Raw genomic sequence first — 26,287 nt, 5'->3', positions numbered from 1 at the left:
GGTGGAACAGCGTGCCGAGCCGGGTCTGCCGGTACGGTCGCTCGGGCATGGGTCTGACGATCGAGGAGAGCGTGCCGGAGAAGTCGGTGACGTAGTCCTTGAATCGCGATGCCGGGACGCGCGTCGGGGCGTCCGCGTCGGTTCCGCGCTGCCGCGCCGCACGCTCGGCCAGCAGGCGGGCGAGCTCCACCGACGGTTCCGCCGTCCCGCTGCGGGCGGCGTCATCCACGGCCGCGGCCGCCGCGGAGACGACCTCTCGTCGTGCCCCCAACGGGTCGAGGGGCCACCGCAACGTCGAACCGGGGCCGTCATAGGGGTTGTCGTCGGGGTCGACCGCCTCGACCTCGTCGAGCCCCTGCACCTCGATGGCCTCGACCAGATAGGGGCTCGGGGTGCGCGGAGACTTCTGTCCTGCCCAATGCGCACCGCTGAGAAGCAGATCGGTGCGCGCGCGGGTGACCGCGACGTACGCCAGACGCCGCTCCTCCTGCTGCTGATAGGTCCGGTAGGCATCCTTGAAGCGTTTGATCGCGCCGCCCCGGGGATTCGCCTTCGTCGCACCACCGGACAGTGAGGCCTGCGCGAGCTTCTGGCGCTTGACGGGGTCGGCCTCGTCACCCATCGCCTCGACCGGATCCCACTCGAATCGGGGCAGCGCGTCGCGGTCACCGCGCAGAGCAAACGGAACAACTCCGAAGCCGAACCAGCCGGAGGTGTCGGAGACCCGGCTGGGAAGCTCGTCGACCACGAGCCGCACCACGGCGACCGCGTCCCATTCCAGCCCCTTCGACCCATGGATCGTCAGCAGTTGCACGACTCCGGCCTCCGGCGGCTCGGGCCGGGGCATGAGCTCGTCGGTGCTCTCGGCCTTGTCGAGCCACGCGAGCAGACTGCCGATGCTCCCCCGCTCGTCCGCCGCGAGGAAGGCTCGTACCTCATCGGCGAAGGCCCGCAGCTGGGTCGCGGCGACACGGGCCGGGCCTCTGGTCTCGTTGGCCGCCAACTCGATGTCCAGCCGCAGTTCGAGCTCGACCAGCCGGATCAGCTCGGGGATCGGCTGGGAGGACGCGCGGCGCAGTCGCTCGAGCATCTCCCCCGCCGCACGCACCCTCGCCCTGCCGTCGGGCGTGATGGACTCGAGGAGCCGATAGTCGTCGCGCACCGCCCGCACTACGTCGACCGCGTCGATGATCGAGACCGCCTCGTCGGCACCCCGCGAGGAACGCAGCCGCGCGCGCACCTCCTCGGGCAACGGAGCCATGGCGGGGTCGCGCTCGGAGAGTGTGCGCCCGAGGTCGTAGAGCGCCGCCATGTCGGCAACGCCGACACCGAAACGAGGACCCGTGAGAAGGCGGATGAGCGCCGACCCCGCGGTGGGGTCGTGCACCACGCGCAGCGTCGACACGACGTCGACCACCTCCGGCGTCGCCAGCAGACCGCCGAGGCCGAGGATGCGGTGCGGGATGCCACGCGCCGCGAGCGCGGCGGCGAACGTCTGCATGTGGCGTTTCGAACGGAACAGGATAGCTCCGGTGTGCGGCTTCGCGCCCGGGGACTCACCGGCGCTGCGGGCGTCATGCGCGGCACGGCGCTCGGCGAACCATTCCGCCACGGCGGATGCCTCTTCGTCGACCGTGAGCGGGTACTCGATGGTCACGGTGCCTTCCCCGGCGCCGGGGCGCGGTTCGAGCGGCGGCACGTCGAGCCCCGGGCGTTGCAGGGGTTCGAGCACGCGGTTCGCGATCCCGAGGATGCCTCGATCGTTGCGCCAGCTGGTCATGAGGCTGTAGGTCTGCGCCGCTGCGGTGCTCGAGAACGTGCGGGAGAAGGCGTAGAGGTTGTCGGCGCTCGCACCTCGCCAACCGTAGATCGACTGATGCGGGTCGCCCACGGCCATCACCGCGGAGTCGCGGAACAGCTCGGCGAGGAAGCGGGTCTGGATGACCGACGTGTCCTGGTACTCGTCGAGCAGCACGACACGGTGCTGCTCGCGCAGTTCGGCCCGTACGTCGGGAGCCGATTCGACGATGTCGTAGGCCCCGCCCACCTGGTCGGCGAAGTCGAGCACGCCTCGGCGCTGTTTCTCGGCGATGTAGTCGCGCACGAGGCGGGTCAGCGTCGGCAGACTGAGCAGGTTCACCGCCGCCTTCTCGACGTCGGCGTTGCCCCGATAGGGCTCGAACGCGAGTGCCTGATCGCGGGCGATGTCCTCGGCGAGATCGAGGTCGACGCGGTGGTCGAGGGCATCGCCGGCGAGCCTCTGCACAGCGTCGATGACCGTGCCGAGCGCGAAATCGATGCTCTCCAGCTCGGGGAGGTCGCTGCGGAGCACCACTTCGCGCGCCAGCATCCAGGAGGCGGCCTGGCTGAGCATCGCCACGTCGGGGTCCCGTCCGATGCGCGCCGCGTGCTCACGGACGATGCCGTCGGCGAAGGCGTTGTAGGTCGAGACGCGCGGCCGGATCATCAGGTCTTCCGCAGCACGAGGGGTCACCGGATCCCATCCCGTTCCGCGCTGCGCAGCGAGTTCGTCGAGCACGTGCGCGCGCACCAGCTCACGCTGTCGGTCCGGCACGGCCTCGTCGACCCTCCGAAGCGACCCGTCCGCCACGATCTCGGGCAGATGCGGGAGGAGCCCCCGGCGTCCGTACTCGTCGATGACCGCGAGCCGATGGGCGATCCGTTCCGCGAGCTCTCCTGCGGCTTTGCGCGTGAAGGTGAGGCCGAGGATCTCGTCGCGGCGGACGTGCCCGTTGGCCACGAGCCAGACCACCCGCCCCGACATCGTCTCGGTCTTACCGCTTCCTGCTCCGGCGACGACGAGGGCAGGCTCCGGCGGCGCTTCGATCACCCGCTGCTGTGCGGGTGTCGGCGATGGTTGCCCCAGCGCAGCCGCGATGTCGGTGGCGGAGATGCCCGCACCGCCGCTCCACCCTGCTCCGCTCCGCTCCGGCCCGCTCACGCCCGTCATGAGCTCACCGCCGGCACCGTATGGATGCGGCAGGGGTGCACCCGGCGCTGCGTGTCCGCACAGTGCGACTCGACCTGCGCGGTGAAGCTCGATGCCGACATACCGCGAGCCGCATCCGACACGCGCTTCAGGAACGCCGTTCGCGACTCATCGTCGAGCGTGTGCTGATGGGCGATGCGGTAGTCGCTCTTGGCGAGTGTCTTGGAGACGATCACGAGTCGAGCGCCGGCCAGCGACGACGACGGCGCCCCCTCGATCAGTCCCTGCTGGACCGCCACCTGATAGGCGGCCAGTTGCGCGTGCTCGATCACACCGGAGTCGGATTCGGGATCGTTCTTCCCTGTCTTCAGATCGACCACGACCGTCGGGCCGTCAGGCCCCCCCGACATCGGCTCCCAGCCGCGGCCTCGAGCTGCCGGATGCTCGCCGGCGCCCGGCGGGTAGGCTTCCACACGGTCGATGTAGCCGTGGATGATCGCCCTATTCGCCCGGTCCTCCCCCACCGCGTGCACCGTCGGCGCGATCTCCTCGTCGGTCGCGGGAGCCACGTCGACGGCGAAGCGGAACTCGACCTCACTGCCGATGACGCGCCCTCCCTCCCGGCGCACGTCGCCCAAGTAGGTGTGCAGCCGTTCGACGAGCAGATCGGCACGACGTCGTTCCTTGCGTCCGATCCATTCGGTCTCGAAATCGAGCTCCGGCCAGTGCTCGGCCACGATCTCCCGCATCCGCTCGAGATCTCCTTCGGGTACCCGCTCCATCGCCTCGTGCACGATCGTGCCGATGCCGGCGGTCGGCGGCATCACGGTGTCGCCGCCGAGCGCCGAGACGACCCAGTTGAGGCCGCATTCCTCGTAGGACTCCATCTTCGAGGGCGATACCCGGGCTCCGGTGACGGCGAGATCGCGCAGCGGCGCCTGCGTCGATGGCGGGGTGATCCCGTACCACTCCGCCGGGTCGGCTCCAGGGACGCCTTCGCGAGCGAGGACGGCGAGCTGTGCCGCGGCGGCACGGCGCACGGGCTCGGCGACCGTCGTCGTGAGCATGCGTCGGTGCCGCGCGACGAGTCCGCGCAGGGTGAGTGGGTGCTCCGCCGAGGCATGCCGCTCGGGTGGTTCCGGCGCAGGCAGGAAGCCGAAGAACGGGCTGGGCGTGAGGTCGTCGTCGTCCACCGCCGTGATCAGGAGACGACCGCGTGCACGCGACACAGCGCGCACGAAGAGCCGGAGCTCGTCGTGCAGTGCCGCACGTCGGCGGTCGAGGACCCCTGGAGCCTCGATGGAGATCCCCGTGCGGGCGGCCTGGATCGCATCCGGCAGACGCCAGGTCTGCAGCAGACCGCCACGCAGCCGCACGTTGGGCCAGATGCCGTCCTGCACGCCGGCGACCACGACCGCGTCGAACTCCGTGCCGAGGGCGGTGGCGGGGGTCAGCAGCGTGACCTTTCCCGGCCGGTCGGGAGTCGACAGCGAATCCTCCGGAACCTCGCTGTCGAGGATGTCGCGCACGAAGACCTCGGGCCTCTCGTTCGGCGTGCGCTCGACGAAGCGCTTCGCGGCGTCGAACAGAGAGACCAGCGCATCGAGCGAACGAGCCGTCTCCGCTCCCGTCGGCAGCAGCGAGATCTCGCGCCAGGCGACCTGCAGCCGCCGGCCGTCGACGGCCCGAGCCTGGTCCCAGACCCGCCACAGCAGGTCGTGGATCGTCTCCCCCGCCGCCGCGCCGCGGGAGAGCGCTTCGATCGTCTCGGCGAACCGTTCGGCCGTGCGCGATTCCGGAGCGTCGATCAGCGTGAGGTGCGCAGGATTCGCCATCGCGCGGCGCAGCAGTTCGCGTGCAGGCGTCGATCCTCCCTGCTCGAGTTCGACGTGTCGGAGGCGCGCACGCAGTCGCCGCAGCCCGATCGCGTCCATCCCTCCGAAGGGGGTGCGCAGCGCCTCCTCGAGTGCGGGTGACGTGCGCTCTTCGACCGGAGTGAGCGCCAGACGCACGATGCCGACGATGTCGCGTACGATCCCTTCGCTGCCGAGCGGGCGCTGCACACCGGCGGCTCGTGTCGGGATCTCCCTGGCGGCGAGTTCGGTCTCGAGTGCGGTGACCTGCCGGGTGTCGTGGGCGATGACCGCCATCCGGTCCCAGCGGACGCCGTCGGAGAGGTGCCACTCGCGCATGACGCCGGCGATGCGATCGAGCTCCTCGTAGGGGGAAGGAGCAACGAACGTCGCGACTCCGGCTTCGACCTCTTCGGCCGTCACCGGCACCGGAGCGCGCCGGTGCTCGACCCGTCCGGACACGCCGATCGCCTGCGTCACGGTGCGGGTGAGCGCCGTGAGCGCCGGACGCTGGCGGTGCGGCCCGTCGAGCACGTGCACGTCTCCCAGCACGCCGGCGAGCTGCGCGAACAGCTCGGGGCTGGCGCCACGGAACGACCCGGATGAAATGTCGGGATCGCCGAAGGCGTGCACGGCGATCCCGCGGCTGCGCAAGGCCGTCACGACGGCGATCCCGCCGCGGGTGAGCTCCTGCGCGTCGTCGATGAGCACGACGCGCAAGGGAGCGAGCGGGCCGAGGGTGTTCGTGTCTGCCGTATGCAGGATGGTGCTCGCCTCGCTGAGCAGATCAGCGGCGTCGCGGTGCGCCGAGCGGAGCGCGTCGAGGACCATGCGGTACTCGACGAGGAACTCCGCCGTCGCCACCCACACCTCGTTTCCCGAGGCCCGGAGTTCCGCGGCGTCGACGCCGATCTCGGTGCACTCGGCGAGGAAGGCACGCAGCTCGGAGCGGAACCCCTTCGAGGCGCGCACGGAAGGGCTCAGCGCGTCGGGCCACCGGATGCGCCCGTCCTCCGCATCTCCGGCGAGCAGTTCGGCGATGATGCGGTCCTGATCGGCACCGGTCAGCAGCGCCGGTGGTTCGGCTCCTTCTCGCACCATCGCTCCACGGACGAGCTGGAAGGCGAAGGAACCGAGCGATCTGGCCAACGGTCCCGGCGTCGCCTGACCGATGCGCACGCCGATCCGATCGCGCAGAGCCGTCGCCGCCTGGCGGTTCGGGGTGAGGGCGAGAACCTGTTCGGGGCGCAGCCCCTCGACGTCGAGCAGGTGCACGACACGCTCGATGAGGGTGCGCGTCTTGCCCGTTCCCGGCGCGCCGATGACGACGCCGGATGCCGACGGCTCTGCGGCGATCACAGCGCGCTGAGCGGTATCGGGTGTCATGACCTCCACGCTATCCGGACGTGCGGACATCGCAGCCCGCACCCGCCAGGCACGTCCGGGGTCGCAGCCGTCCGCGCTGTGCGCTCACGGCGAAACCGGGCCCCGCGGCCGATCCTGCCCGGTGCCCGCGGGGTAGAGTTGGCGCAGTCCCCGAACTTCAAGGAGCACGCGTGGAAATCCGCATCGGCATCATCAACACCGGCCGTGAACTGAGCTTCGACACCGGCGCCAGCGCTGAAGAGGTCCGCACCCAGGTCGCCGCGGCGCTCGAGCAGAGCGCGTCGCACGTGAGCTTCGCCGACGTGAAGGGCAACTCCTACATCGTCCCGACCGCGAACCTCGCCTACATCGAGCTGGGCACCGAAGAATCGCGCCGCGTCGGCTTCGTCGCCTGACCGCGCGATGTACATCCTCCTCGCACTCATCGGCGCGTGCGCTCTGGGAATCGCCGCGCACTTCCTGATCCGCGATCGCGAGCTGCGCGGCGTCGCCCTGACCCCGGCGATCGCCACCGCCGTATCGGCGCTCACCTACACGGGCCTGCAGTGGGCCGGTGTAGGCGAGGACAGTATCTGGCTGTGGCTCGCGAGCGTCCTCGGCGCTCCCGTCGTCGCTGCACTGGCGACCGTGGCCATCACAGGGATGCGCAAGCGCTCCGACGCCCAGAGCAGGGCGGCGCTGGGCATCTGACCCGTCGAACTGCGTCGCCTAGGACGCCAGTCCCATCGCGTCCATGCGACGAGCGTGCGCACCCATGAGCTCGGTGTAGACCGGTTCGATGCGCTCCTCGTCGATCTCGAGACGCTCGGGCCGCAGCGCAGAGCGGCAGACGAGGATCGTGTCGCCGACCAGGCGGCGCGCCCACATCGACAGCAGCGAACGCCACTCCTCGTCGCTCTCGATCGTCTCCTGGATGATGGCGACGATCTCGTGTCGAGCGTCGTCCTCGCGGAGGATCTCCGCCACGCGCCGCCCGGTGTCTCCGTAGCTGGACGCCAGCGCGAGATAGAAGTCGTCGAGCATTCCGGCGGTGATGTACACGGCGAGAAGCGTCTCCCGTGGGCGCGCGCCGATGGTCTTTCGACGGAACGCGTCGAGGTTCTCCCGGAACGGGAGCATCAGCTGCGTGGGGTCGTCCCCGTGCTCGGCGATGAGCTCCACGATCCCCCGGTGCTTGGTCAAGGCGGCCCCTGCCGCACGAGACAGCGACTCCTTCTCGGAGAGCGCGGTCGTGGCGCGGATGAGACGCGTCAGCGTCTCGAAGTAGCCCAGTTGCAGATAGGCGGCCTGCCCGAGGAACCGATTGAGTTCGGGGGCGAGTTCGGCGAAGTCGATGCGCGTCGCATCTCCCTGCTCGCCTCTGCCGCGCAGCGCGAGGGTGCGTCGCGGCGCGTCGTCGCGCTGCCAGAACCACTTAACCACGAGGTCGTCCTCCCGAGTCCACCACGACGTTCACAATACTCGTGCCGAACGCTCCTTCCTGGCCGGAGGCGCCCCTCGGGTAGGCTGGGCGTGTCCCCGCCGTCGGAGCGGGGCCCCGCGCCTGTGGCACAAGAGACGGCGTGGATCCGTTAACGTGGCGATCCCGCAGGCTCGCCGGACAGGCAATCTGAATAAAGTGACAACTTTCGCCGATCTCGGCATCGATCAGGACATCGTCGACGCACTCGCCGCCAAGGGCATCGTCGACGCGTTCCCCATCCAGGAGCAGACCATCCCCCTGGGCCTTCCCGGCCAGGACATCATCGGTCAGGCCAAGACGGGAACAGGCAAGACCTTCGGCTTCGGCATCCCCGTCGTCCAGCGCCTCGGCAAGGACCCGGAGCACGGCGTCAAGGCACTCATCGTGGTGCCGACGCGCGAGCTCGCGGTGCAGGTGTACGAGGACATCGACCTGCTCACCAGCAACCGCTCGACCAGCGTCGTCGCCATCTACGGCGGCAAGGCCTACGAGGGCCAGATCGACCAGCTCAAGGCCGGCGCGCAGATCGTGGTCGGCACACCCGGTCGACTGATCGACCTCGCCGGTCAGCGCCTGCTCGACCTCTCGCACGCCACCGAGGTCGTGCTCGACGAGGCCGACAAGATGCTCGACCTCGGCTTCCTCGCCGACATCGAGAAGATCTTCCAGAAAGTCCCGGCCGTCCGTCACACGCAGCTGTTCTCCGCGACGATGCCCGGCCCGATCGTCGCCCTCGCGCGTCGCTTCATGTCGAACCCGATCCACATCCGTGCGAACGACCCCGACGAGGGCCTCACGCAGGCGAACATCAAGCACCTCGTCTACCGTGCGCATTCGATGGACAAGGACGAGGTCATCGCCCGCATCCTGCAGGCCGAGGGTCGCGGAAAGACCGTGATCTTCACCCGCACCAAGCGTGCGGCGCAGCGCCTCGTCGACGAGCTGAGCGACCGCGGCTTCAATGTGGGCGGCGTGCACGGTGACATGGGTCAGGATCAGCGCGAGCGCTCGATGGCCGCCTTCAAGGCGGGCAAGCGCGACGTCCTGGTCGCGACCGACGTGGCCGCCCGAGGCATCGACGTCGATGACGTGACGCACGTCATCAACCACACGATCCCGGATGAGGACAAGACGTACCTGCACCGCGCAGGCCGTACGGGCCGCGCGGGCAAGACCGGCATCGCGGTCACCTTCGTCGACTGGGAAGACCTGCACAAGTGGGCCCTGATCAACCGCGCCCTCGAGTTCGGCCAGCCCGAGCCCATCGAGACCTACTCGTCCAGCCCGCATCTGTACGAGGACCTCAACATCCCCCAGGGCACGAAGGGCCGCCTGGTGTCGGCGCCCAAGACGGAGTCCGTGAAGACCGAGCGCACCCGTCGACCCGAGCGCGCGGCCGACGCCGCCGCCGAGGGGACCGATGAGAGCGGCACCCGCCGCCGTCGTCGCCGTCGCAACAGCACGACTCCGGTCGGTTCGACCTTCACTGAAGGCGCGGCAGACTCGACGTCCGGCGAGGGGCAGTCCGCACCGGCCGCCGATCGCGGTGCCGAGGGCGCGGGCACGCATGACGGTGCGGGCAAGGAGCACCACGACGGCAAGCCGGCTCCGGCACGTCGTCGCCGTCGTCGTCGTGGCGGTTCCGGCGCCGGCGCGGCTCCCGTCACCGGGGCCTGAGCACGTCACCGAGAGGGCGCATCCACCGGGTTCACTCCGGCGTATGCGCCCTCTCGCATGTGCGGAGGCGGAAGCCGAGAGCCGGTTGCGGCGGGTTCACCGACGGTCGCCGACATCCGGCTCCTGTGCGCGTGCCTCGTCGGCCGTGCGCAGCACGGCTGCCGGCACCTGCGGCGGATACACCCAGGCGACCAGTACGACCGAGATGATCATCAGCAGGAACCACGAGCTCAGCTTGCTCAACGAGACCGGCTGCCAGCCTCCGGCCTGATCCGGGTAGGCCCACGCACCCGCCCACGTGCCGATGTTCTCCGCGAGATAGATGAACACCGCGACCCCGCCGAAGACGGCCAGGAGCGGCAGACGGATCGTGCGCCGCCACACCCGCGCGTGCATCACGGTGGGCAGCCAGAGCGCCACGACTCCCGCCATGAGCACCCAGCGGGCATCCCACCACCAGTGGTGGGTGAAGAAGTTGAGGTAGATCGCCGCTGCGAGGACGGCCGTCATCCATCGCCGCGGATACCGCGTGAACCCGAGGTCGAACAGCCGATAGACGCGCACCATGTACGACCCGACCGCCGCATACATGAAACCGCTGAACAGCGGGACACCGCCGATGCGGAGGATCCCGTCCGCGGCATACGCCCACGACCCCACGTCGGTCTTGAAGAGCTCCATGGCGGTGCCGGTGATGTGGAACAGGACGATGACCCACAGCTCACGCCCGCTCTCCAGTCGGAAGACGAGCATCGCCACCTGGATGAGCACAGCGGCGATGGTGAGTGCGTCGTTGCGGGCGAGCACCGCATCGTCGGGGTACCACAGACGCGCGGCGACGATCAGGACCAGCAGCGCCGCCCCGAAGATGCACGCCCACGCCTGCTTGACGACGAACACCGCGAACTCGATCAGGCCGGCGCGGATGCCGTTCGACGGGGCATCGCGGAGGAGGCGATGAGCCCACGCGTCGACGCGTCGCTCGAGGGAAGTCGCTCGCTGCATGCCTCGGACGGTATCGGTCCCGCTCGACAGCTCGCCGGGAGATGACCGCCAGAATGCCGAGGATCAGGGAAAACGCGGGGCGGTGCCCGTGCCGCGTGCTATGAGCCTGGCCACCATCTCGTCAGAGGTGGTGTTCTCGCCGGGACGGTTGGGCTTGCCGTCGCCGTGATAATCGCTCGAGCCCGTGATGATGAGGTCGTGCTTCGCGGCGATCTCTCGCAGCAGCCGCTTGCCTGCCTCCGTGTTCTCGCGATGCTCGATCTCGAACCCGCCGAGGCCTGCATCGACGAGGCGCTCGATGAACGCCACGGGCATCATGCGGTCGCGCCCCGCCGTCACGGGGTGGGCGATGATCGCCACTCCCCCCGCCTCGGTGATCAGACGCACAGCGGTCAGCGGATCGGGCGCGTAATGCGGCTCGTAGTACCCCTCCCGTGGATGCAGGATGCCGTCGAACGCCTCGCTCCGATCCCGCACGATGCCGCGGGCGACGAGGGCGTCGGCGATGTGCGGACGCCCCACCGTCGCGTCGAGTGCCGTCTGCGCCACCACGTCGTCCCACTGCAGGTCGTAATCGCGCCCGATGTTGCGGACGATCCGCTCGGCACGGCCGATCCGATCACCGCGGATGCGATCGGTCTCGGCCCGCAGTGCCTCATCCATTGGATCGAAGAGGTAACCGAGAACATGCACGCTGCGCCACTCGTGCTTCGCGGAGAGCTCCATCCCCGGGATGAAGGTCATCCCCCGTGCGACGGCGGCGTCTCCCGCCTCGCCCCAACCGGTCGAGCGGTCGTGATCGGTCAACGCGAGCGTGCGCACCCCGTGCGCGTGCGCCTGCCGGACGACCTCGGCCGGCGACTCCGTGCCATCGGAATGGTTGGAGTGCAGGTGCAGGTCGGCGGGACCGGCGAATCCGTGGGACGAAGTGGCCATCCTCCGAGCGTACCGAGCGGCGACCTGCGCGGACGCGGAGGCGCACGGAAGCGGATGTCGAGGCAGGGACTTCACAGGCGACGCTCCTAGGCTGGTGGGGATGTTTCGTCTCCTGGGGATCCTCTTCACCGTGCTGCTCGCGATCGCGACGGCGGTCGTGGTGTGGCCGCAGTTCTTCCGTCTCGAGCAGACCTACCCGTTCGCGCAGCTCGTGTCCGCGCGCGGTATCGTGCTCGGCGGTTTCCTCGTCGTAGCGGTGCTCGCGCTCCTGCTGTTGTTCGCCCGTCCGCTCCGCGGATTCGCCGCCTCTGTCCTGATCGTTGCGCTGCTCGGCGCCGGCGCGACCGCGGCGATCGGTGCCGTTCGCGGTTTCGGGGGATCCGCACTCCCGGAGAAGACCGAGGACAGTGTCCGCGTGCTCACCTGGAACACGGCGGGAGAAGCGGTGTCTGCCGAGGCGATCGCCCAGCAGATCCTCGATCAGGGGGCCGACATCGTCGCCCTTCCCGAGACGACCGAGGCCGTCGGCGAGCGCATCGCGATCATGCTCCGCGAGCAGGGACACCCGATGTGGGTGCACCACGTGCAGTTCCGCCCGGATGTGCAGGACGGGCCGCAGTCGTGGCAGACGACCGTGCTGGTCGCCCCGGACCTCGGCGAGTACTCCGTGATCGAGTCGGCGAAGGACGGCACCAGCAACACCGGCTCGGTGCCCAGCGTCGTGCTCATGCCGATCGACGGCTCTGGCCCCACCATCGTCGCCGTGCACGCGGTCGCGCCGCGCATGGAGGAGATGCAGCAGTGGCGCAGCGACCTGCAGTGGATCGCGGATCAGTGCCCCCAGGGCGACTTCATCCTGGCCGGTGACTTCAACGCGACGATCGACCACATGGCCCCTCTCGGAGTCGAGGGCGGAGATATCGGCTACTGCCGCGATGTCGCATCCCGCACCGGCAACGGCCTCACGGGTACCTGGCCGAGCTCTCTCCCTGCCCTCGCCGGCGCCCCGATCGATCATGTGATGGCGTCGCAGAACTGGTCTCCGACGGGGTCGGTCGTGCTGGACGATGCCGGTGGCAGCGACCACCGCGCTCTGGTCGTGCAGCTCGAGCCCGCCGGCTGACTCCCGCACCCGCCCGCCAGGTGACAGACTGGAGGGATGAGCACAGGAGAGCGCGACACGATCGCAGAACCCACCGTCGAAGCGTCTGTCGACAACGGCACCACCAACCGCAAGCAGCCCTTCCCCCAGGGCTTCCTCGACACGATCTCGACCGGTTGGGCCGAGCGCCCGGAGACGCTTCCCGCGCCGCGCGCCCAGGCGTCGTACGCGGCCACGCGTCGCGCCGCCGTCTCCGCGGCCTTCCCCGGCAAGCACCTCGTGATCCCTGCCGGCTCTCTCAAGCAGCGCAGCAACGACACCGACTACGTCTTCCGCGCGCATTCCGCCTTCGCACACCTCACCGGGTGGGCATCGGATGCCGAGCCCGACTCGGTCCTCGTCTTCGCACCGACCGAGACCGGCCACGACGTCACCCTCTTCTTCCGCGAGCGCGCCGACCGCACGACGACGGAGTTCTACGCCGACGCCACGGTCGGAGAGTTCTGGATCGGTCCGCGACCGTCCCTCGCCGGCGTCGCCGCCGACCTCGACATCGCCACCGCCCATCTGGACGACAGGGAAGCCGTCGAGGGCGAGCTGGTGCTCGACGAGGACGAGACCCTCACCCGCTTCGTCTCGGAGCTGCGGCTCATCAAGGACGAGTTCGAGATCGCCGAGATGCGCCGCGCCGTCGAGATCACGGCGAACGGCTTCGACGACATCATCCGCGAGCTTCCTGCCGCGACGGCTCATGCACGCGGCGAGCGCGTCGTGGAAGGCGTCTTCCACCGCCGCGCACGCGAGGACGGCAACGGCGAGGGCTACGACACGATCGCCGCCTCCGGCCCGCACGCCTGCTACCTGCACTGGACGCGCAACGACGGAACCGTGGTTCCCGGTGACCTGATCCTGGTGGATGCGGGTGTGGAGGCCGACAGCCTCTACACCGCCGACATCACGCGCACGCTGCCCGTCTCCGGCACGTTCACCGACGTGCAGCGGCGCGTCTACGAGACGGTGCGCGAGGCCGCCGACGCGGCATTCGCCGCCGCTCGGGTCGGTGTACGCTTCCGTGACGTGCACGGAGCCGCCATGAAGGTCATCGCCGAGCGGACGGCCGAGTGGGGTCTGCTGCCCGTCACCGCCGAAGAGGCTCTGGATGCCGACAAGGGCGGCCAGCACCGTCGGTACATGGTGCATGGCACCTCGCACCACCTCGGCATCGACGTGCACGACTGCGCCCAGGCCCGTCGCGAGATGTACTACGACGGCATCCTCGCACCGGGCATGGTGTTCACGATCGAACCCGGACTCTACTTCCAGATCGACGACCTCACCGTGCCGGCCGAGCTCCGTGGCATCGGCGTGCGCATCGAGGACGACATCGTGATGACCGACGACGGCCCCGTGAACCTCTCGGCCGGCATCCCCCGCACGGCCGACGAGGTCGAGGCGTGGATGGCGCGACTGCAGAGCTGACACCGACGGATGCATGAGGGCGAGCTCGCACTCGAGACCGAGGTCGCGGCGCACCTGATCGCGCGCCGCTTCCCCGAGCTCGGTGGCGAGACCCTGCGACCGGTCCCCATGACGGGCACTGTGAACAGGATCATCCGGGTGGGCGACGGACTCGTCGCCCGCTTCCCCCTCCTCGGGGCAGCGGCGCACGAGCTCGTCCGCGAGGCCGCAGCACTCGAGGAGTTCGCGGCGTCGAGTCCGTTCCCCGCGCCGCGCTCCTACGGCACCGCCTCCGCGTCGGAGGAGTTCGACTCGGCCTGGGCTGTGCGGACGTGGATCGAGGGTGACCCGGCGGATCCTGTGCTCTCCTCCACGTCCGAGACGCTCGCGCACGACCTGGTCGCCCTCATCCGGGCGCTGCGCACCGTCGACGTGCGCGACCGTGTGTTCGACGGCAGGGGCCGGGGCGGAGTCCTCGGCGACCACGACGAATGGGTCGCGACGTGCCTGAGGCGGAGTGCGCATCTCTTCGATGCGGCCCGCGCAGGGCGGCTCTGGTCGGTGCTGCGCGAGCTCCCGTCCGCCAGCGCTCCGGTGATGAGCCACCGGGACCTCACGCCGTTCAATCTCCTCGTCGCGGAGCACGAGGGCGATACCCGCCTGGCCGGTGTGCTCGACGGCGGAGACTTCGGTCCCGCGGATCCCGCACTCGACCTGGTCGCCGCCTGGCACCTCTTCGACGCGCCGGGACGACACCTGCTCCGCGAAGGCCTGGCTGTCGACGACCTCGAGTGGCGGCGCGGCGCGGGATGGGCGCTGCAGCAGGCGCTCGGGCTCGGATGGTATTACGCGGAATCGAACCCGCGGATGAGCGCACTGGGAATCTCGACCGTGGGGCGCGTGCTCGCGGACGAGGAGCTGTCGAGGCTCATCGGCTGAGGGGGCGTCCGACCGAGCCCCCTCGCTCCTCGGCGCCGCCGAGGGCGAACTCCGCCACGATCGGGGCGAGTGCGGCCCCGATCTCCGCGGCGGGGCGTTTGCGGCCCTTCACCTCGAAGGTGTGTCCCCCTCCGTCGATCCAGACGACGCGCGCATCCCGACAGGTCGCGATCGCCTCCTCGAACTGCGAGATCGGCTGGATGAAGGGATCGTTCGTCCCCTCCACGAACAGCTGCGGGACCGTAATCCCCGGCAGATGCTCGACCCGTGGCTTCTCCGGACGTCCGGGCGGATGCAACGGGTACCCGAGGTAGACGAGACCGTCGACACGCATGCCCTCGGCGACCGCCATCGACGCCATGCGTCCGCCGTACGATTTGCCCGTCGCCCACAGGGTCGCCGAGGGATCGGACTCGCGTGCGAAGGCCGCGACGGCGTTCCATGTGGCGATCGCATGCGCGGCGGGTCCCGGCATCCGTCGCCCCTGCTCCACATACGGGAAGTTGAAGCGGAGGGTCGAGAAGCCCGTCGCGCTCAGCGCATCGACGTAGCCGGTGAGGAACGGATGGTCCTTGCCGGTCCCTGCACCGTGGGCCACGATCACCGTCGCCCCGTTGTCACCGGCTGTCCAGTCGGCGGACACGGCGGTGAGTCCCGCCGGGAGCGCGACCTGGATCTCGACCATCAGACGGAGAGCGTGGAGGTCGCCGTCATGCCCGTTCGCCCTGGATGCCGTCAGTGCCGGGAGCAGCGTCCGGCTCGACCGGGGTCACGGTCGACGGAGCGGCGGTCCCCGCCGATGCGGACCCGGGCTCGGGCGTCGTCTCGGGTTCGGGGTCGGCGACCGGCGGTGCGACGGGGTCGGCCGGGCGCGGCGGGATCACGGGATCCCCGGGTGCCGGGGCGGGCTCAGGCGAGGTCGCGCCGGGCGTGATCCGCTCGCCGTAGCGCGGCGGCTCGTCGAGGTTGACTGGCGGTCGCACGGGCGCCACTTTGTTCGCGCCGAGGACCTGCCGGGCCTTGCCCAGCGACGAGGACAGCACGGTGACCTCGTAGTGATCGGCCGCGAACTGCGTGACGCTGGCGAAGTCGCGCCGGCGACGGACGATCGCGTAGGTGACCAGGCTGAGGATCATCCCGACCGCGACACCGATGAGGACGAAGCCGAGGAAGAGCTGGATCGGCACCTCCGGGTTGCCGAGCACGAGGATGGCGGCGAGGAAGAGCCCGATCAACACACCGTTGATCGCCCCGGAGCGCGCGGCGGCGGCGTAGCCGAGCTTGCCGGTCACGCGTTCGACCGTGCGCACGCTCTGACCGACGATGGCGATGTCGCGCGCCGGCACCTCCCCCGCGATCAGCTTCGAGACCGTCTTCTGCGCGCTCTCGTAGTCGCGCATCGACGCGACGATCTCGCCGGTGTCTGTGCCGCTCGCGGGCCGGTTCAGCATGCTCATCCGGCTATTCTTCCACGCGTGCCGTCGGACGGCCCGAGGCACGGCCGACCCGCCGGAGACGCGAGCCGCCGACTACGCTGGAGAAGTGAGCACACAACGGGTTTTCGCCGCGCGCCTTGCCGGGTGCGCCGTCTTCGATCCCGTCGGCGACCGGCTCGGCAAGGTCCGAGATGTCGTCGTCGTGTATCGAAGTACCGCGGCGCCCCGCGTCATCGGTCTGGTCGTGGAGATCCCGGGACGACGCCACGTGTTCCTCTCGATCGGACGCGTCACCTCGATCCGTTCCGGCCAGGTCATCACCACGGGCCTGATCAACGTGCGGCGGTTCTCCCCGCGCGCCGGCGAGGTGCGCGTGCTCGCCGAGATGCTGGGACGACGCGTGAGCTTCGTCGATGGCAGCGGTACCGCGGTCATCGAGGACATCGCGATCGAACCGAACCGTCTCGGCGAATGGGCGATCAGCCAGCTCTTCCTCCGCCGACCGAAGACCAGTGCCTCCCCGTTCGCGAAGGGTCCGACGACGTTCGCGGCATGGAGCGAGGTCGCCGAGCAACGAGCTCCCGGTGAGTCGCAGTCGGCTGAGCAGCTCGTCGCCTCGTACTCCGAGCTGCACGCCGCCGATCTCGCCAACACGCTTCTCGACCTTCCGCAGCAGCGCATGATCGAGGTGGCCGAAGAGCTGTCGGACGACCGCCTCGCCGACGCCCTCGAGGAGATGCCCGAAGACGAACAGGTGCACATCCTCGACCGTCTGGGAGACGAACGTGCCGCCGACATCCTCGACCAGATGGAACCGGACGACGCGGCCGACCTGCTCGCCCAGCTGGCGCCTGACCGTCTGGAGCAGCTCCTGGAGCTCATGGAGCCGGAAGAAGCCGAAGACGTCAGGATGCTGCTGCGCTACGGCCCGGACACCGCCGGCGGTCTGATGACGCCTGAGCCGATCATCCTCTCGGCCGACGCCACCGTCGCCGAGGCGCTCGCGCTGATCCGCCGCCACGAGCTGCACCCCGCGCTGGCCGCCGCGGTGTTCGTCACCCTCCCGCCGTTCGAGACTCCGACCGGGCGCCTGCTCGGGCTCGTGCACTTCCAGCGGATGCTGCGCTATCCGCCGCATGAGCGGCTCGGCGCGATCCTCGACGACAGCCTCGAGCCCGTGCCCGTCACCGCTTCCGCCGCCGAGGTGGCACGGCTGCTGGCGAGCTACGACCTCGTCTCGCTCCCCGTGATCGATGCGGCGCACCGCCTCGTCGGAGCGATCAGCATCGACGACGTCCTCGACTACCTCCTTCCGGACGACTGGCGTTCGCATGACAGCGAGGACACCTCCCCCGCTGCGAGCACCGTCCCTGGATCCACCCCCGCCGCCCCGACGAAGGAGACGCGCTGATGCCCCGCTCTCCGCGCCTCGATGCGCCGGGCCGCACCACGACACGGCCCCGGGCGACGTCTCGCGACCGCTTCGGACGCTTCACGGAGTGGGTGGCTCGCGCGATGGGGACCCCCGCGTTCCTGCTGATCCTCAGCCTGTTCTGTGTGGTCTGGATCGTCTGGAACACGCTGATGCCCGACGAGCTGCGCTTCGACGACGCCGCTCTCGGCTTCACGGCACTGACCCTGATGCTCTCTCTGCAGGCCTCATACGCCGCACCGCTCATCCTGCTCGCGCAGAATCGTCAGGACGACCGCGACCGGGTTCAGATCGAGCAGGACCGGCAGCGTGCGGAGCGCAACCTGGCCGACACCGAGTACCTGGCCCGCGAGATCGTGGCTCTGCGCATGTCGCTCGAAGAGCGCAATTCGCAGGTCGTCACGCGCGACGTGCTGCGCCAGGAGCTCAAAGCCCTTCTCGCCGAGCTCGAAGACGTGCCGGAGAAGCCCCGATCCGGCGCCGCGTCGTGACCGCGGCGGAGCGTGTCCGCGCGGCTGTCGCCGCGGTGACGGATCCCGAGCTCCGTCGACCCATCGGGGATCTCGACATGGTCCGGGACATCTCCGTCGACGGCGGTCGAGCCCGCGTCGGCATCGTCCTCACGATCGTCGGCTGTCCAGCGGCGGCGCGGATCGAGTCGGACGTCCGCGATGCCGCGGCGTCCGTTCCGGGCATCGCGGAGGTGGACGTCGAGGTCGGTGTGATGACGCCGGCAGAACGCAAGGCTCTCACCGAGAAACTCCGCGCCGGGAGGCCCGCACGCCACATGCCGTTCGGGCCCGATTCCCTCACCCGTGTGATCCTCGTCTCCAGCGGCAAGGGGGGTGTGGGCAAGTCCACCGTCACCGCGAACCTTGCCGTCGCACTCGCCGCGCAGGGTCTGTCCGTCGGTCTCGTCGACGCCGACGTGCACGGGTTCTCGATCCCCGGGCTCCTCGGCATCCCTGCGGGCACGCAGCCGACGCGCATCGACGACCTGATGCTCCCCCCGGTCGCGCACGGCGTGAAGACGATCTCGATCGGGATGTTCCTCCGCGACGGCGAATCGGTGGTGGCGTGGCGTGGGCCGATGTTGCACCGCACGGTCTCGCAGTTCCTCACCGACGTCTTCTTCGGCGACCTCGACGTCCTCCTCATCGACATGCCACCGGGGACGGGCGACATCGCGATCTCGATCGGCCAGCTCCTCCCCCATGCGGAAGTGCTCGTCGTGACCACCCCGCAGACCGCTGCCGCCGAGGTCGCGATCCGCAGCGGTCTCGTCGCGCGTCAGACGGGTCAGCGCGTGATCGGCGTCATCGAGAACATGGCGGCGTACACGCTGCCCGATGGAACGGTCATCGACATGTTCGGCGCGGGCGGGGGCGCTGCCGTATCGGAGGCTCTCTCCGAACCGGGAGTCCCTGTACCGCTGTTGGCCTCGATCCCCCTCAGCCCCGCTCTGCGCGAGGGCGGAGACGCGGGCGCGCCGATCGTCTCCACCGAGAGCGACGATGTCGCGGCGACGACCATCCGCGACCTCGCGAGCACCCTGGCGCGGCGGGGCAGGGGCCTCTCCGGTCGATCGCTGCCGATGTCGCTCACCTGAACGCGTGGGAAGATGGACCGATGCCTCCCCGCTCTCTGACCGTCGATGAGGGTCTGCTGCGACGAATGGCTCGGGACGCAGCGATCTACTCGCTGACCCGACCCGCAGCCCTCGTCATGTGGGTCGCCCTCGCCGCAGCCCTCGTGCTCAGCATCCTCAACCTTGGCACGCCCGTCCGTCCGGGGGAACAGGGCCCCTTCGGAGCAGGATGGATGCCGGTCATCATCGTCGCACTCGCGGGTTTCGCCGTCGTGATGTCCGTATCGGGCGCGCGAACCGCCGTCCGGATCGCGATGCCCGTCGGAACCGTCGTGTGGGTATCGCTGGAAGAGGACAGCCTGCAGATGGGCAGCGGCCGTCGTCGCTCCGACATCGCCTACCGCACCTTCCAGAGGATGCGAGTGGGCAAGGACGCCGTGCTGTTGAAGCTGCGAGACACCTCGGCCGCGACCGCGATCCCTCGGGGCCTGCTCACGGACGACGACATCGCCACCCTCCGCTCGAAGATCTCCTAGGCGCCGAGCGCGCAGACCCCCTGCGCGCTCGATCGGCGAGCGTTCCCGTCAGGTGGCTTCGGCGTCGAAGGGAGGGCGGTTCGACGCACTGAACTCCTGCGGAACGGCTCGGGTCGCGGGAGCCGTGCTCGCCGCGGCCGCAGCTCCGGCGATCGGCTCCGCGATGGTCTGGGCCGCCTGCAGCGGGGTCGCCGGCTGGGGCTCTTCCATGAGCGCATCGCGGATGATGCGGCGCGGGTCGTACTGGCGCGGGTCGAGCTTGCGCCAGTCGACGTCGTCGATCTCCGGTCCCATCTCCTCGCGCACCCTCGACTTGGTCGCGCGCAGATACTCGCCGGCCTTGCGGACCATGCGCGAGAAGCTCTCCGCGGCTCGCGGGAGACGTTCGGGGCCGATGATCAGAACCGCGATGAGGCCGATCAGCAACAGCTTCTCGAAGGTGAGCCCGAACGTCATCTCTACAGGCTACCGCCGCGCCTGCGGTCCCCGCACTCGCCGACCGAATACTCTGGAGAGGATCACAGTCAGGCAGGGAGAAACAGGCCATGAGCGAGCATGACGCGAACGCGCGTTTCCTGCGCGAGTCCATCGTGGAACCCGACGCCATCAGCCGCGCACGCGCGCATGCGGTCGAACTGGGAGCGATGCCGATCAGCGCCGCCGTGGGTTCGCAGATCGCCGTGCTCGCGGCCGCGACCTCGGCCCGCTCCATCGTCGAGATCGGCACCGGCGCCGGAGTCTCCGGTCTCTGGCTCCTGCGCGGCGCACCCCAAGCGGTCCTCACCTCGATCGACAACGAACCGGAGCACCTCGCCGCGGCGCGACAGGCCTTCTCCGATGCCAAGGTGCCGTCCACCCGAGCCCGCTTCATCACGGGCCGCGCGATCGACGTTCTCCCCCGCATGAACGAGAACTCCTACGACATCGTGCTGGTCGACGCCGACCCCGAGCGTGTCATCGAGTACGTCGAACACGGTCTGCGTCTCGCGCGCACCGGCGGACTCGTGCTCGTGCCCCGCGTGCTCGCCGGCGGTCGCGTCGCCGATCCGGTCCAGCGCGACGAGATCACTTCCGCCTACCGGTCCCTCGTGCAGGAGACGCAGGAATCCTCGGCGGTCCTCGCCACGGTCTCCCCCGCCGGCGAAGGTCTGCTGCAGCTGATCAGTCTCGCCGAACGCGGCTGACCGCGCAGCTCGAGACCGTACGGAAAGGGCGATGGATCCGAGGATCCATCGCCCTTTCGGATCCGCCGACGCGGACCCCAGGTCGATCAGGCTGGTGCCACGACGGCGGCAAGCACGTCGTGAAGCTCCTTGGCCTCGGCGTCGTTCACGGAGACGACCAGGCGGCCGCCGCCTTCGAGTGGAACGCGCACGATGATGAGTCGTCCTTCTTTCACGGCTTCCATAGGTCCGTCTCCGGTCCTCGGCTTCATCGCTGCCATCGTGGCTCCCTTTCCTCCGGTGGTATGGGATGAGTTTATCGGGTGTCACCGGGACCTGGAGGTCACGGAGCAACAATTGGGTCGAGCTTCACCCTCACGGCACCTGCCAGAACGTGCTTCCGAGCGCATACACGTGGTAGATCCAGAACCATTGCCCGAGGAGACATGCGGCCAGCACGCCGACACGCCAGAGCCGTGATCGCGGCACCGCGACCGCTCCCCAGAGCGGGCTCAGGGGGAGAAGCAGGCGGAACGTGCTCGATTGCGGGAAGAACACCGCGAGCAGATACAGCAGGTAGCTCGCACTCCACAGACGGATGTCGGCGCCCAGAGCGCGCACCTGCGAAGAGAAGAGGAGGGCGGCAGCAGCGCCGACGACCGACAGCACCAGCACGATCGGCCCCCACCACTGCGGCATCCCCCAGAGGGAGAACCAGAACTGCGATGCCTGGATCCACCCTTCGAACGGGATGAAACCCTCGACTCCGCCGGTGATCCAGTGCTGGCGCCACGCGAGCTCGGTCGCGAGATACGCACCGGGATCCCCCGTCGCGATGCCGGCGATCACCTGCCAGGCGAAACCGGACAGAGTCGCGAGCGCGCCGAGCGCGAGGATGTGTGCGATCTCGCGCCCGGTGAGCGGATCCTGCCGACGTCGTATCCACCGCAGCAGTCCGTGCAGCCCGAGGAACAGGGCGAAGGCCAGGACACCGGGTCGTGTGAAGGCCATCACGGGGATGAGGATGTACAGCCAGGCATAGGTGCGCCGCGTCGTCGCATCGAGGGCGAGGAACAGCAGCAGCAGGAACAGCGTCTCGGCGTACCCCACCTGGAACATCGCCGCGATCGGTCCCGCCGCGAAGAACACGACGGCCCACGTCGCCGCGGAGTTGCCGATGCGATCACGAAGCAGGCGGTGAAGCGCGAGACAGGCCAGGTACCCGGCGACGAGCGAGAGCAGGAGCGCACCGGCACCCCAGGACCCGAGCAGTACGCCGATCCCCTTGGCCGCATATGCGAACACCGGCATGAACGCCCAGGCGTTCTCGGCGACGTCACCCGAGTCGGTGAGCGGAAGATCCGTCGGGTAGCCGTTCTCGGCGACCAACCAGTACCATTGCGCGTCCCAGCCGAGCACGAAATCGATGAGCCCCGCCTCCGCGCCGAACCGCGAGGACGAGGTCGACAGTGAGGCGGCGATGACCAGGAACACCGTCGTGACGACCCGGGCTCCGAGGTAGACGACGGCCACGCGCACGGCGACCGGCGCCTTCGCCCAGCGGCGCGTTGCGCTCAGTGCGAGGTGAGCCATGCGCGCAGGCCCCGCTCCACGGCGTCGATCTGCGCGAGGGGTACACGCTCCTCATCGTGGTGGGCGAGGTGCGGGTCGCCGGGCCCGTAGTTCACAGCCGGGATCCCGAGCGCGGAGAATCGCGCGACGTCGGTCCACCCGTACTTCGGGCGCGGCTCGGCGCCGACCGCCGCCACGAACTGCTTCGCGATCTCGGCGTCGAGGCCGGGACGAGCCCCCTCGGCGGCATCCGTGATCTCGACGTCGAAGCCGGCGAGGACTCCGCGGAGGTGAGCCTCGGCATCGGCCGCAGACTTGCTCGGCGCGAACCGGTAGTTGACCTCCACCTCGCAGGCGTCGGGGATGACGTTCCCCGCGACGCCGCCCGCGATGCGCACGGCGCTCAAGCTCTCGCGGTACAGCAGCCCCTCGACCAGCACCTCCTTGGCGCGGTACTCCGCCAGACGCGTGAGGACGGGCGCCGCGCGGTGGATCGCGTTCTCGCCGATCCAGGCACGCGCGCTGTGAGCACGCACGCCGGTGGTGCGCACGATCGCACGGAGCGTTCCGTTGCAACCGCCTTCCACCTCACCGTTGGACGGCTCGCCGAGGATCGCGAAGTCCGCCTCGAACAGGTCGGGACGCACGGCGGCGAGCAGACCGAGACCGTTCTTCGACGCCTCGATCTCCTCGTTGTCGTACCACATCCACGTGATGTCGATCGCGGGGTCGGTCAGCTCGGCCGCGAGCTTGAGCTGCACGGCGGTGCCCGCTTTCATGTCGACGGTGCCGCGACCCCAGAGATGGGGGACTCCTTCGATCTCGATGTCGCGCGTGGGCAGGTTCGCATTGATCGGCACGGTGTCGATGTGACCGGCGATGGCGACGCGCTGTGCCCGGCCGCGGTCGGTGCGGGCGACGATCGTGTTCCCGTGGCGGAAGACCTCCAGATGGTCGAGCGGGGACACTGCGGCCTCGATCGCATCGGCGAGTGTCTTCTCGTCGCCGGAGACGCTCGGGATGTCGCAGATCGCACGGGTGAGGTCGACGGAGGACGCGGTCAGATCGAGCACCATGGGTCCAGCCTACTTACCCCGTCATGAGTGCGGTCGTCGCCCCGGGAGCGCGATAGCGTGGAGGGATGAGCGACGCACGCACCGTATGGGGTATCGGCCTGACCACCATCGCCGGGGACGGCACGGTTCTCGACGCCTGGTACCCCGAGGTGCACACCGGTGCGGTCACGACCGACGAGGTGGCTGTCGCTGCGCTCGAACCCCTCGCGGGGAGCGACGAACGACGCGACGTCACGATCGAGGTGGTGCAGCTGCAGATCGACCTCGACACGGCACCGGCCTCCACCGCCGACGCCTATCTGCGCCTGCATGCCCTGTCGCATCTCGTCGTGCGCCCGAACGAGCTGAACCTCGACGGCATCTTCGGACACCTTCCGAATGTCGCCTGGACCAACGCCGGGCCCGTCCTCCCCGCTGACGCCGCCCGCCTGCGCCCGCAGCTCCAGCGCGCGGGCATCCAGGTGCAGGGGCTCGACAAGTTCCCCCGCCTGACCGACTATGTGCAGCCGGCGGGCGTCCGCATCGCCGATGCCTCCCGCGTGCGCCTGGGGGCGTACCTCTCCCCCGGCACGACCGTCATGCACGAGGGATTCGTCAACTTCAATGCCGGCACACTCGGCGCATCGATGGTCGAGGGCCGCATCTCGCAGGGTGTGGTCGTCGGAGACGGCAGCGACATCGGCGGAGGGTCCTCCATCATGGGCACCCTCTCGGGTGGCGGAACGCATCGGGTGTCGATCGGCGCCCGCACCCTGCTCGGCGCGAATGCGGGCATCGGCATCTCGCTCGGTGACGACTGTGTCGTCGAAGCGGGGCTCTACGTCACCGCAGGCACCAAGATCGTCCTCGTCGACGGACCCGTGACCGCCGACGGCGGGCGCAAGACCGTCAAGGGTGCGGAGCTCTCCGGTCAGGACGGCCTGCTCTTCCGCCGCAACTCGCTCAGCGGTGCGGTGGAAGCCGTCCGTCGCGCCGGTGTCGGAGTGACCCTGAACGAGGCTCTGCACGCCTGAGAGCAGCCTTCCGGCCCGTCTCCGCGGAGCCGACGACCCGCGCGGGAGGCGACATGCAGCCGACGGCATGCGCGCACTGGTAGACTGACATCGTTGCGCGTACCGCCGGTCCCGCAACATCGTCGTCGTCACGGGGTCTCCGAGGACCGAAGCGAGCGGAACTGCTCCCACCACCAGCATGAGCTGGCCTTTCGAACGGCGAACCGATGCGCAATTCCTGCGCCGTCGCCCACCTCACCCCCTATCTCGCGCCGTTCACTCGTGCGCTGACGGAGTTTCTGCATGTCTACTTTCCTTGAACTCGGTGTTCCTGCCGAGCTCGCCGCCGTTCTCGCCGATTCCGGCAAGACCGAGGCATTCGCCATCCAGCGCGACACCCTTCCCGATTCCCTCGCCGGACGCGACCTCCTGGGCCGCGGACGCACGGGCAGCGGCAAGACCATCGCCTTCGCCCTGCCGCTCGTCGCACGCCTCGCCGCCTCGGGCGGTCAGCGTCGCGCCGGCCTTCCGCGCGGACTCGTCCTCGCGCCCACCCGTGAACTCGCGACCCAGATCGCCGCGACCATCGCGCCTCTCGCGGAGGCCGCAGGCCTGCGCGTCACGACCGTCTTCGGCGGGGTCAGCCAGCGCCCGCAGGAGCAGGCGCTTCGCGGCGGCGTCGACATCGTCGTGGCCTGCCCCGGTCGACTCGAAGACCTCATGAAGCAGCAGGTCGTGCGCCTGAGTGCGATCGAGGTCACCGTGCTCGACGAGGCCGACCACATGGCCGACCTCGGCTTCCTCCCCGGCGTCACCCGCATCCTCACGGCCACGCCGGCCGGTGGGCAGCGCCTGCTGTTCAGCGCCACGCTGGACCGCGGCATCGACACCCTCGCCCGCCGCTTCCTCTCGAACGCCGTCAGCCATGAGGTCGACGAGGAGAGCGTGCCCGTCGGAGAGATGACGCACCGCGTGCTGGTCGTCGACTCCACCGACAACAAGACGGCCCTCGTGCGTGAGCTCGCCTCGGGCACCGGTCGTCGTATTCTCTTCACCCGCACCAAGCACCAGGCGAAGAAGCTCGCGAAGCAGCTCACCGCCGCGGGGATCCCCGCGGTCGACCTGCACGGAAACCTCTCGCAGAACGCCCGCGAGCGCAACCTCGGTGCGTTCTCCGCTGCTCCCGAAGACGGTGGAGTGCGCGTGCTCGTCGCCACCGATGTCGCCGCCCGCGGCGTGCACGTCGACAACGTCGATCTCGTCGTCCACGTCGACCCGCCCGTCGAGCACAAGGCGTACCTGCACCGTTCCGGCCGCACCGCCCGCGCCGGGGCTGCCGGCACCGTGGTGACGGTCGTGCTCCCCGAGCAGCGTCGTGACGTCAAGGATCTGCTGCGCAAGGCAGCCATCTCGGCCCCGCTGGAGGATGTCACGGCCGCTGCCGTCACCGCGCTGGTTCCCGAGCGCGCACCTCACGTGCGTCCGGCGCCCGTGCAGGCTCCGCAGCAGCAGCGCCAGTCGTCGAAGCAGCGCCCCGCTGGTGGCGAGAGGAACGGTGCGGCGAACCCGCCGTCGCGTCGCCGTCGTCGCCCCCGCTCCGGCGCATCCGGCAATGGTCAGGGCGGCGGGTACTCCACGCAGAGCAACCAGTCCCGCCAGGGCGGCCGTAGTTCGCAGGGCCGCTGACCCCGGCCGGCAGCACTCACGCAGAAAAGCGCCCCCTC

24 protein-coding genes are annotated in these 26,287 nt (G+C 69.6%); 13 read left to right on the top strand and 11 right to left on the bottom strand.

Annotated elements, in window-relative coordinates:
• Together B2869_RS00750 and B2869_RS00745 are read right to left on the bottom strand one after the other, a co-directional pair.
• Positions 1–2,971, bottom strand: a 2,971-nt coding sequence (locus B2869_RS00750; protein WP_292761521.1) for an ATP-dependent helicase, incomplete at its 3' end; no start/stop codon positions are given.
• Positions 2,968–6,189 (bottom strand): ATP-dependent helicase, encoded by a 3,222-nt coding sequence (locus tag B2869_RS00745; RefSeq protein ID WP_292761518.1) that lies wholly within the window; start codon positions 6,187–6,189, stop codon positions 2,968–2,970. The genes B2869_RS00745 and B2869_RS00750, both read right to left, overlap by 4 nt.
• Before the next feature lie 170 nt (positions 6,190–6,359).
• On the opposite strand from B2869_RS00745, the gene B2869_RS00740 reads away from it, so the two are divergent.
• Together B2869_RS00740 and B2869_RS00735 are read left to right on the top strand one after the other, a co-directional pair.
• Positions 6,360–6,584: a DUF3107 domain-containing protein gene (locus B2869_RS00740; RefSeq protein ID WP_017828623.1), complete on the top strand. Its 225-nt coding sequence runs from the start codon at positions 6,360–6,362 to the stop codon at positions 6,582–6,584.
• A gap of 7 nt (positions 6,585–6,591) precedes the next feature.
• The gene (locus B2869_RS00735) at positions 6,592–6,879 is read left to right on the top strand and encodes a hypothetical protein (RefSeq protein WP_021199632.1); all 288 of its coding nucleotides are present in this window, start codon (positions 6,592–6,594) and stop codon (positions 6,877–6,879) included.
• 18 nt (positions 6,880–6,897) lie between these two features.
• Here B2869_RS00735 and B2869_RS00730 read toward each other — a convergent pair whose 3' ends face one another.
• Positions 6,898–7,611 carry a ferritin-like fold-containing protein gene (locus B2869_RS00730; RefSeq protein ID WP_021199631.1) on the bottom strand — a complete coding sequence of 238 codons (714 nt, stop codon included), beginning with the start codon at positions 7,609–7,611 and terminating at the stop codon, positions 6,898–6,900.
• Positions 7,612–7,807: 196 nt separating this feature from the next.
• On the opposite strand from B2869_RS00730, the gene B2869_RS00725 reads away from it, so the two are divergent.
• Entirely contained in the window at positions 7,808–9,328 is a 1,521-nt protein-coding gene (locus B2869_RS00725; RefSeq protein WP_292761503.1) for a DEAD/DEAH box helicase, read from the top strand.
• A 96-nt stretch (positions 9,329–9,424) separates the two neighbouring features.
• On the opposite strand, the gene B2869_RS00720 is transcribed toward B2869_RS00725, so the two are convergent.
• Positions 9,425–10,333, bottom strand: coding sequence for a DUF817 domain-containing protein (locus tag B2869_RS00720; protein WP_292761500.1), 909 nt, complete (start codon positions 10,331–10,333; stop codon positions 9,425–9,427).
• A gap of 63 nt (positions 10,334–10,396) precedes the next feature.
• Positions 10,397–11,269: a PHP domain-containing protein gene (locus B2869_RS00715; RefSeq protein ID WP_292761497.1), complete on the bottom strand. Its 873-nt coding sequence runs from the start codon at positions 11,267–11,269 to the stop codon at positions 10,397–10,399.
• A 100-nt stretch (positions 11,270–11,369) separates the two neighbouring features.
• On the opposite strand from B2869_RS00715, the gene B2869_RS00710 reads away from it, so the two are divergent.
• The 3 genes from B2869_RS00710 to B2869_RS00700 are packed head-to-tail and all read left to right on the top strand — an operon-like array spanning position 11,370 to position 14,768.
• Positions 11,370–12,392, top strand: a complete 1,023-nt coding sequence (locus tag B2869_RS00710; RefSeq protein ID WP_167254515.1) for an endonuclease/exonuclease/phosphatase family protein — start codon at positions 11,370–11,372, stop codon at positions 12,390–12,392.
• Between the two features lie 36 nt (positions 12,393–12,428).
• The gene (locus B2869_RS00705; RefSeq protein WP_292761493.1) at positions 12,429–13,850 is read left to right on the top strand and encodes an aminopeptidase P family protein; all 1,422 of its coding nucleotides are present in this window, start codon (positions 12,429–12,431) and stop codon (positions 13,848–13,850) included.
• 9 nt (positions 13,851–13,859) lie between these two features.
• A complete protein-coding gene (locus B2869_RS00700; RefSeq protein ID WP_292761490.1) occupies positions 13,860–14,768 on the top strand; it encodes a phosphotransferase in 909 nt (302 codons plus the stop codon).
• Here the strand turns inward: B2869_RS00700 and B2869_RS00695 are convergent.
• Both B2869_RS00695 and B2869_RS00690 read right to left on the bottom strand, forming a co-directional pair.
• Complete coding sequence (locus B2869_RS00695; RefSeq protein WP_292761487.1) at positions 14,758–15,453, bottom strand: alpha/beta family hydrolase; 696 nt, start codon at positions 15,451–15,453, stop codon at positions 14,758–14,760. The two genes, B2869_RS00700 and B2869_RS00695, sit on opposite strands and share 11 nt — an antisense overlap.
• 25 nt (positions 15,454–15,478) lie before the next feature.
• The gene (locus tag B2869_RS00690; protein WP_292761484.1) at positions 15,479–16,225 is read right to left on the bottom strand and encodes a general stress protein; all 747 of its coding nucleotides are present in this window, start codon (positions 16,223–16,225) and stop codon (positions 15,479–15,481) included.
• Positions 16,226–16,310: 85 nt separating this feature from the next.
• Between B2869_RS00690 and B2869_RS00685 the strand changes: the two genes are divergently transcribed.
• From B2869_RS00685 to B2869_RS00670, 4 genes are read left to right on the top strand one after another with little or no spacing between them, the layout of a single operon-like run.
• Entirely contained in the window at positions 16,311–17,615 is a 1,305-nt protein-coding gene (locus B2869_RS00685) for a magnesium transporter MgtE N-terminal domain-containing protein (RefSeq protein WP_029266737.1), read from the top strand.
• Positions 17,615–18,127, top strand: coding sequence for a DUF1003 domain-containing protein (locus B2869_RS00680; RefSeq protein WP_021199621.1), 513 nt, complete (start codon positions 17,615–17,617; stop codon positions 18,125–18,127). Before B2869_RS00685 ends, B2869_RS00680 begins: the two co-directional genes overlap by 1 nt.
• Entirely contained in the window at positions 18,124–19,245 is a 1,122-nt protein-coding gene (locus tag B2869_RS00675) for an Mrp/NBP35 family ATP-binding protein (RefSeq protein WP_292761477.1), read from the top strand. Before B2869_RS00680 ends, B2869_RS00675 begins: the two co-directional genes overlap by 4 nt.
• A 20-nt stretch (positions 19,246–19,265) precedes the next feature.
• Positions 19,266–19,760, top strand: coding sequence for a hypothetical protein (locus B2869_RS00670; RefSeq protein WP_029266733.1), 495 nt, complete (start codon positions 19,266–19,268; stop codon positions 19,758–19,760).
• Positions 19,761–19,808: 48 nt separating this feature from the next.
• Here the strand turns inward: B2869_RS00670 and B2869_RS00665 are convergent, their stop codons facing one another.
• On the bottom strand, positions 19,809–20,216 hold the full coding sequence (locus tag B2869_RS00665) for a twin-arginine translocase TatA/TatE family subunit (protein ID WP_029260333.1): 408 nt from the start codon (positions 20,214–20,216) through the stop codon (positions 19,809–19,811).
• Between the two features lie 89 nt (positions 20,217–20,305).
• On the opposite strand from B2869_RS00665, the gene B2869_RS00660 reads away from it, so the two are divergent.
• Positions 20,306–20,944, top strand: coding sequence for an O-methyltransferase (locus B2869_RS00660; protein WP_292761471.1), 639 nt, complete (start codon positions 20,306–20,308; stop codon positions 20,942–20,944).
• Between the two features lie 86 nt (positions 20,945–21,030).
• Here B2869_RS00660 and B2869_RS00655 read toward each other — a convergent pair whose 3' ends face one another.
• From B2869_RS00655 to dapE, 3 genes are all read right to left on the bottom strand, one after another.
• Entirely contained in the window at positions 21,031–21,204 is a 174-nt protein-coding gene (locus B2869_RS00655) for a DUF3117 domain-containing protein (RefSeq protein WP_017203323.1), read from the bottom strand.
• 94 nt (positions 21,205–21,298) lie between these two features.
• On the bottom strand, positions 21,299–22,516 hold the full coding sequence (locus B2869_RS00650; protein WP_292761439.1) for a hypothetical protein: 1,218 nt from the start codon (positions 22,514–22,516) through the stop codon (positions 21,299–21,301).
• A complete protein-coding gene (gene dapE, locus B2869_RS00645; protein ID WP_292761437.1) occupies positions 22,498–23,571 on the bottom strand; it encodes a succinyl-diaminopimelate desuccinylase in 1,074 nt (357 codons plus the stop codon). The genes B2869_RS00650 and dapE overlap by 19 nt, the downstream gene beginning before the upstream one ends.
• A 65-nt stretch (positions 23,572–23,636) precedes the next feature.
• Between dapE and dapD the strand changes: the two genes are divergently transcribed.
• Positions 23,637–24,584 (top strand): 2,3,4,5-tetrahydropyridine-2,6-dicarboxylate N-succinyltransferase, encoded by a 948-nt coding sequence (gene dapD / locus B2869_RS00640; protein WP_292761435.1) that lies wholly within the window; start codon positions 23,637–23,639, stop codon positions 24,582–24,584.
• Between the two features lie 282 nt (positions 24,585–24,866).
• Positions 24,867–26,249: a DEAD/DEAH box helicase gene (locus B2869_RS00635; RefSeq protein WP_029266727.1), complete on the top strand. Its 1,383-nt coding sequence runs from the start codon at positions 24,867–24,869 to the stop codon at positions 26,247–26,249.
• Positions 26,250–26,287 lie beyond the last annotated feature (38 nt).

It is taken from the genome of Microbacterium sp. UBA3486 (genome assembly GCF_002377845.1).
Lineage (GTDB): Bacteria > Actinomycetota > Actinomycetes > Actinomycetales > Microbacteriaceae > Microbacterium > Microbacterium maritypicum_A.
Note: the sequence above shows the minus strand (reverse complement) of the source record. Positions and strands in the feature narration are given on the sequence as shown.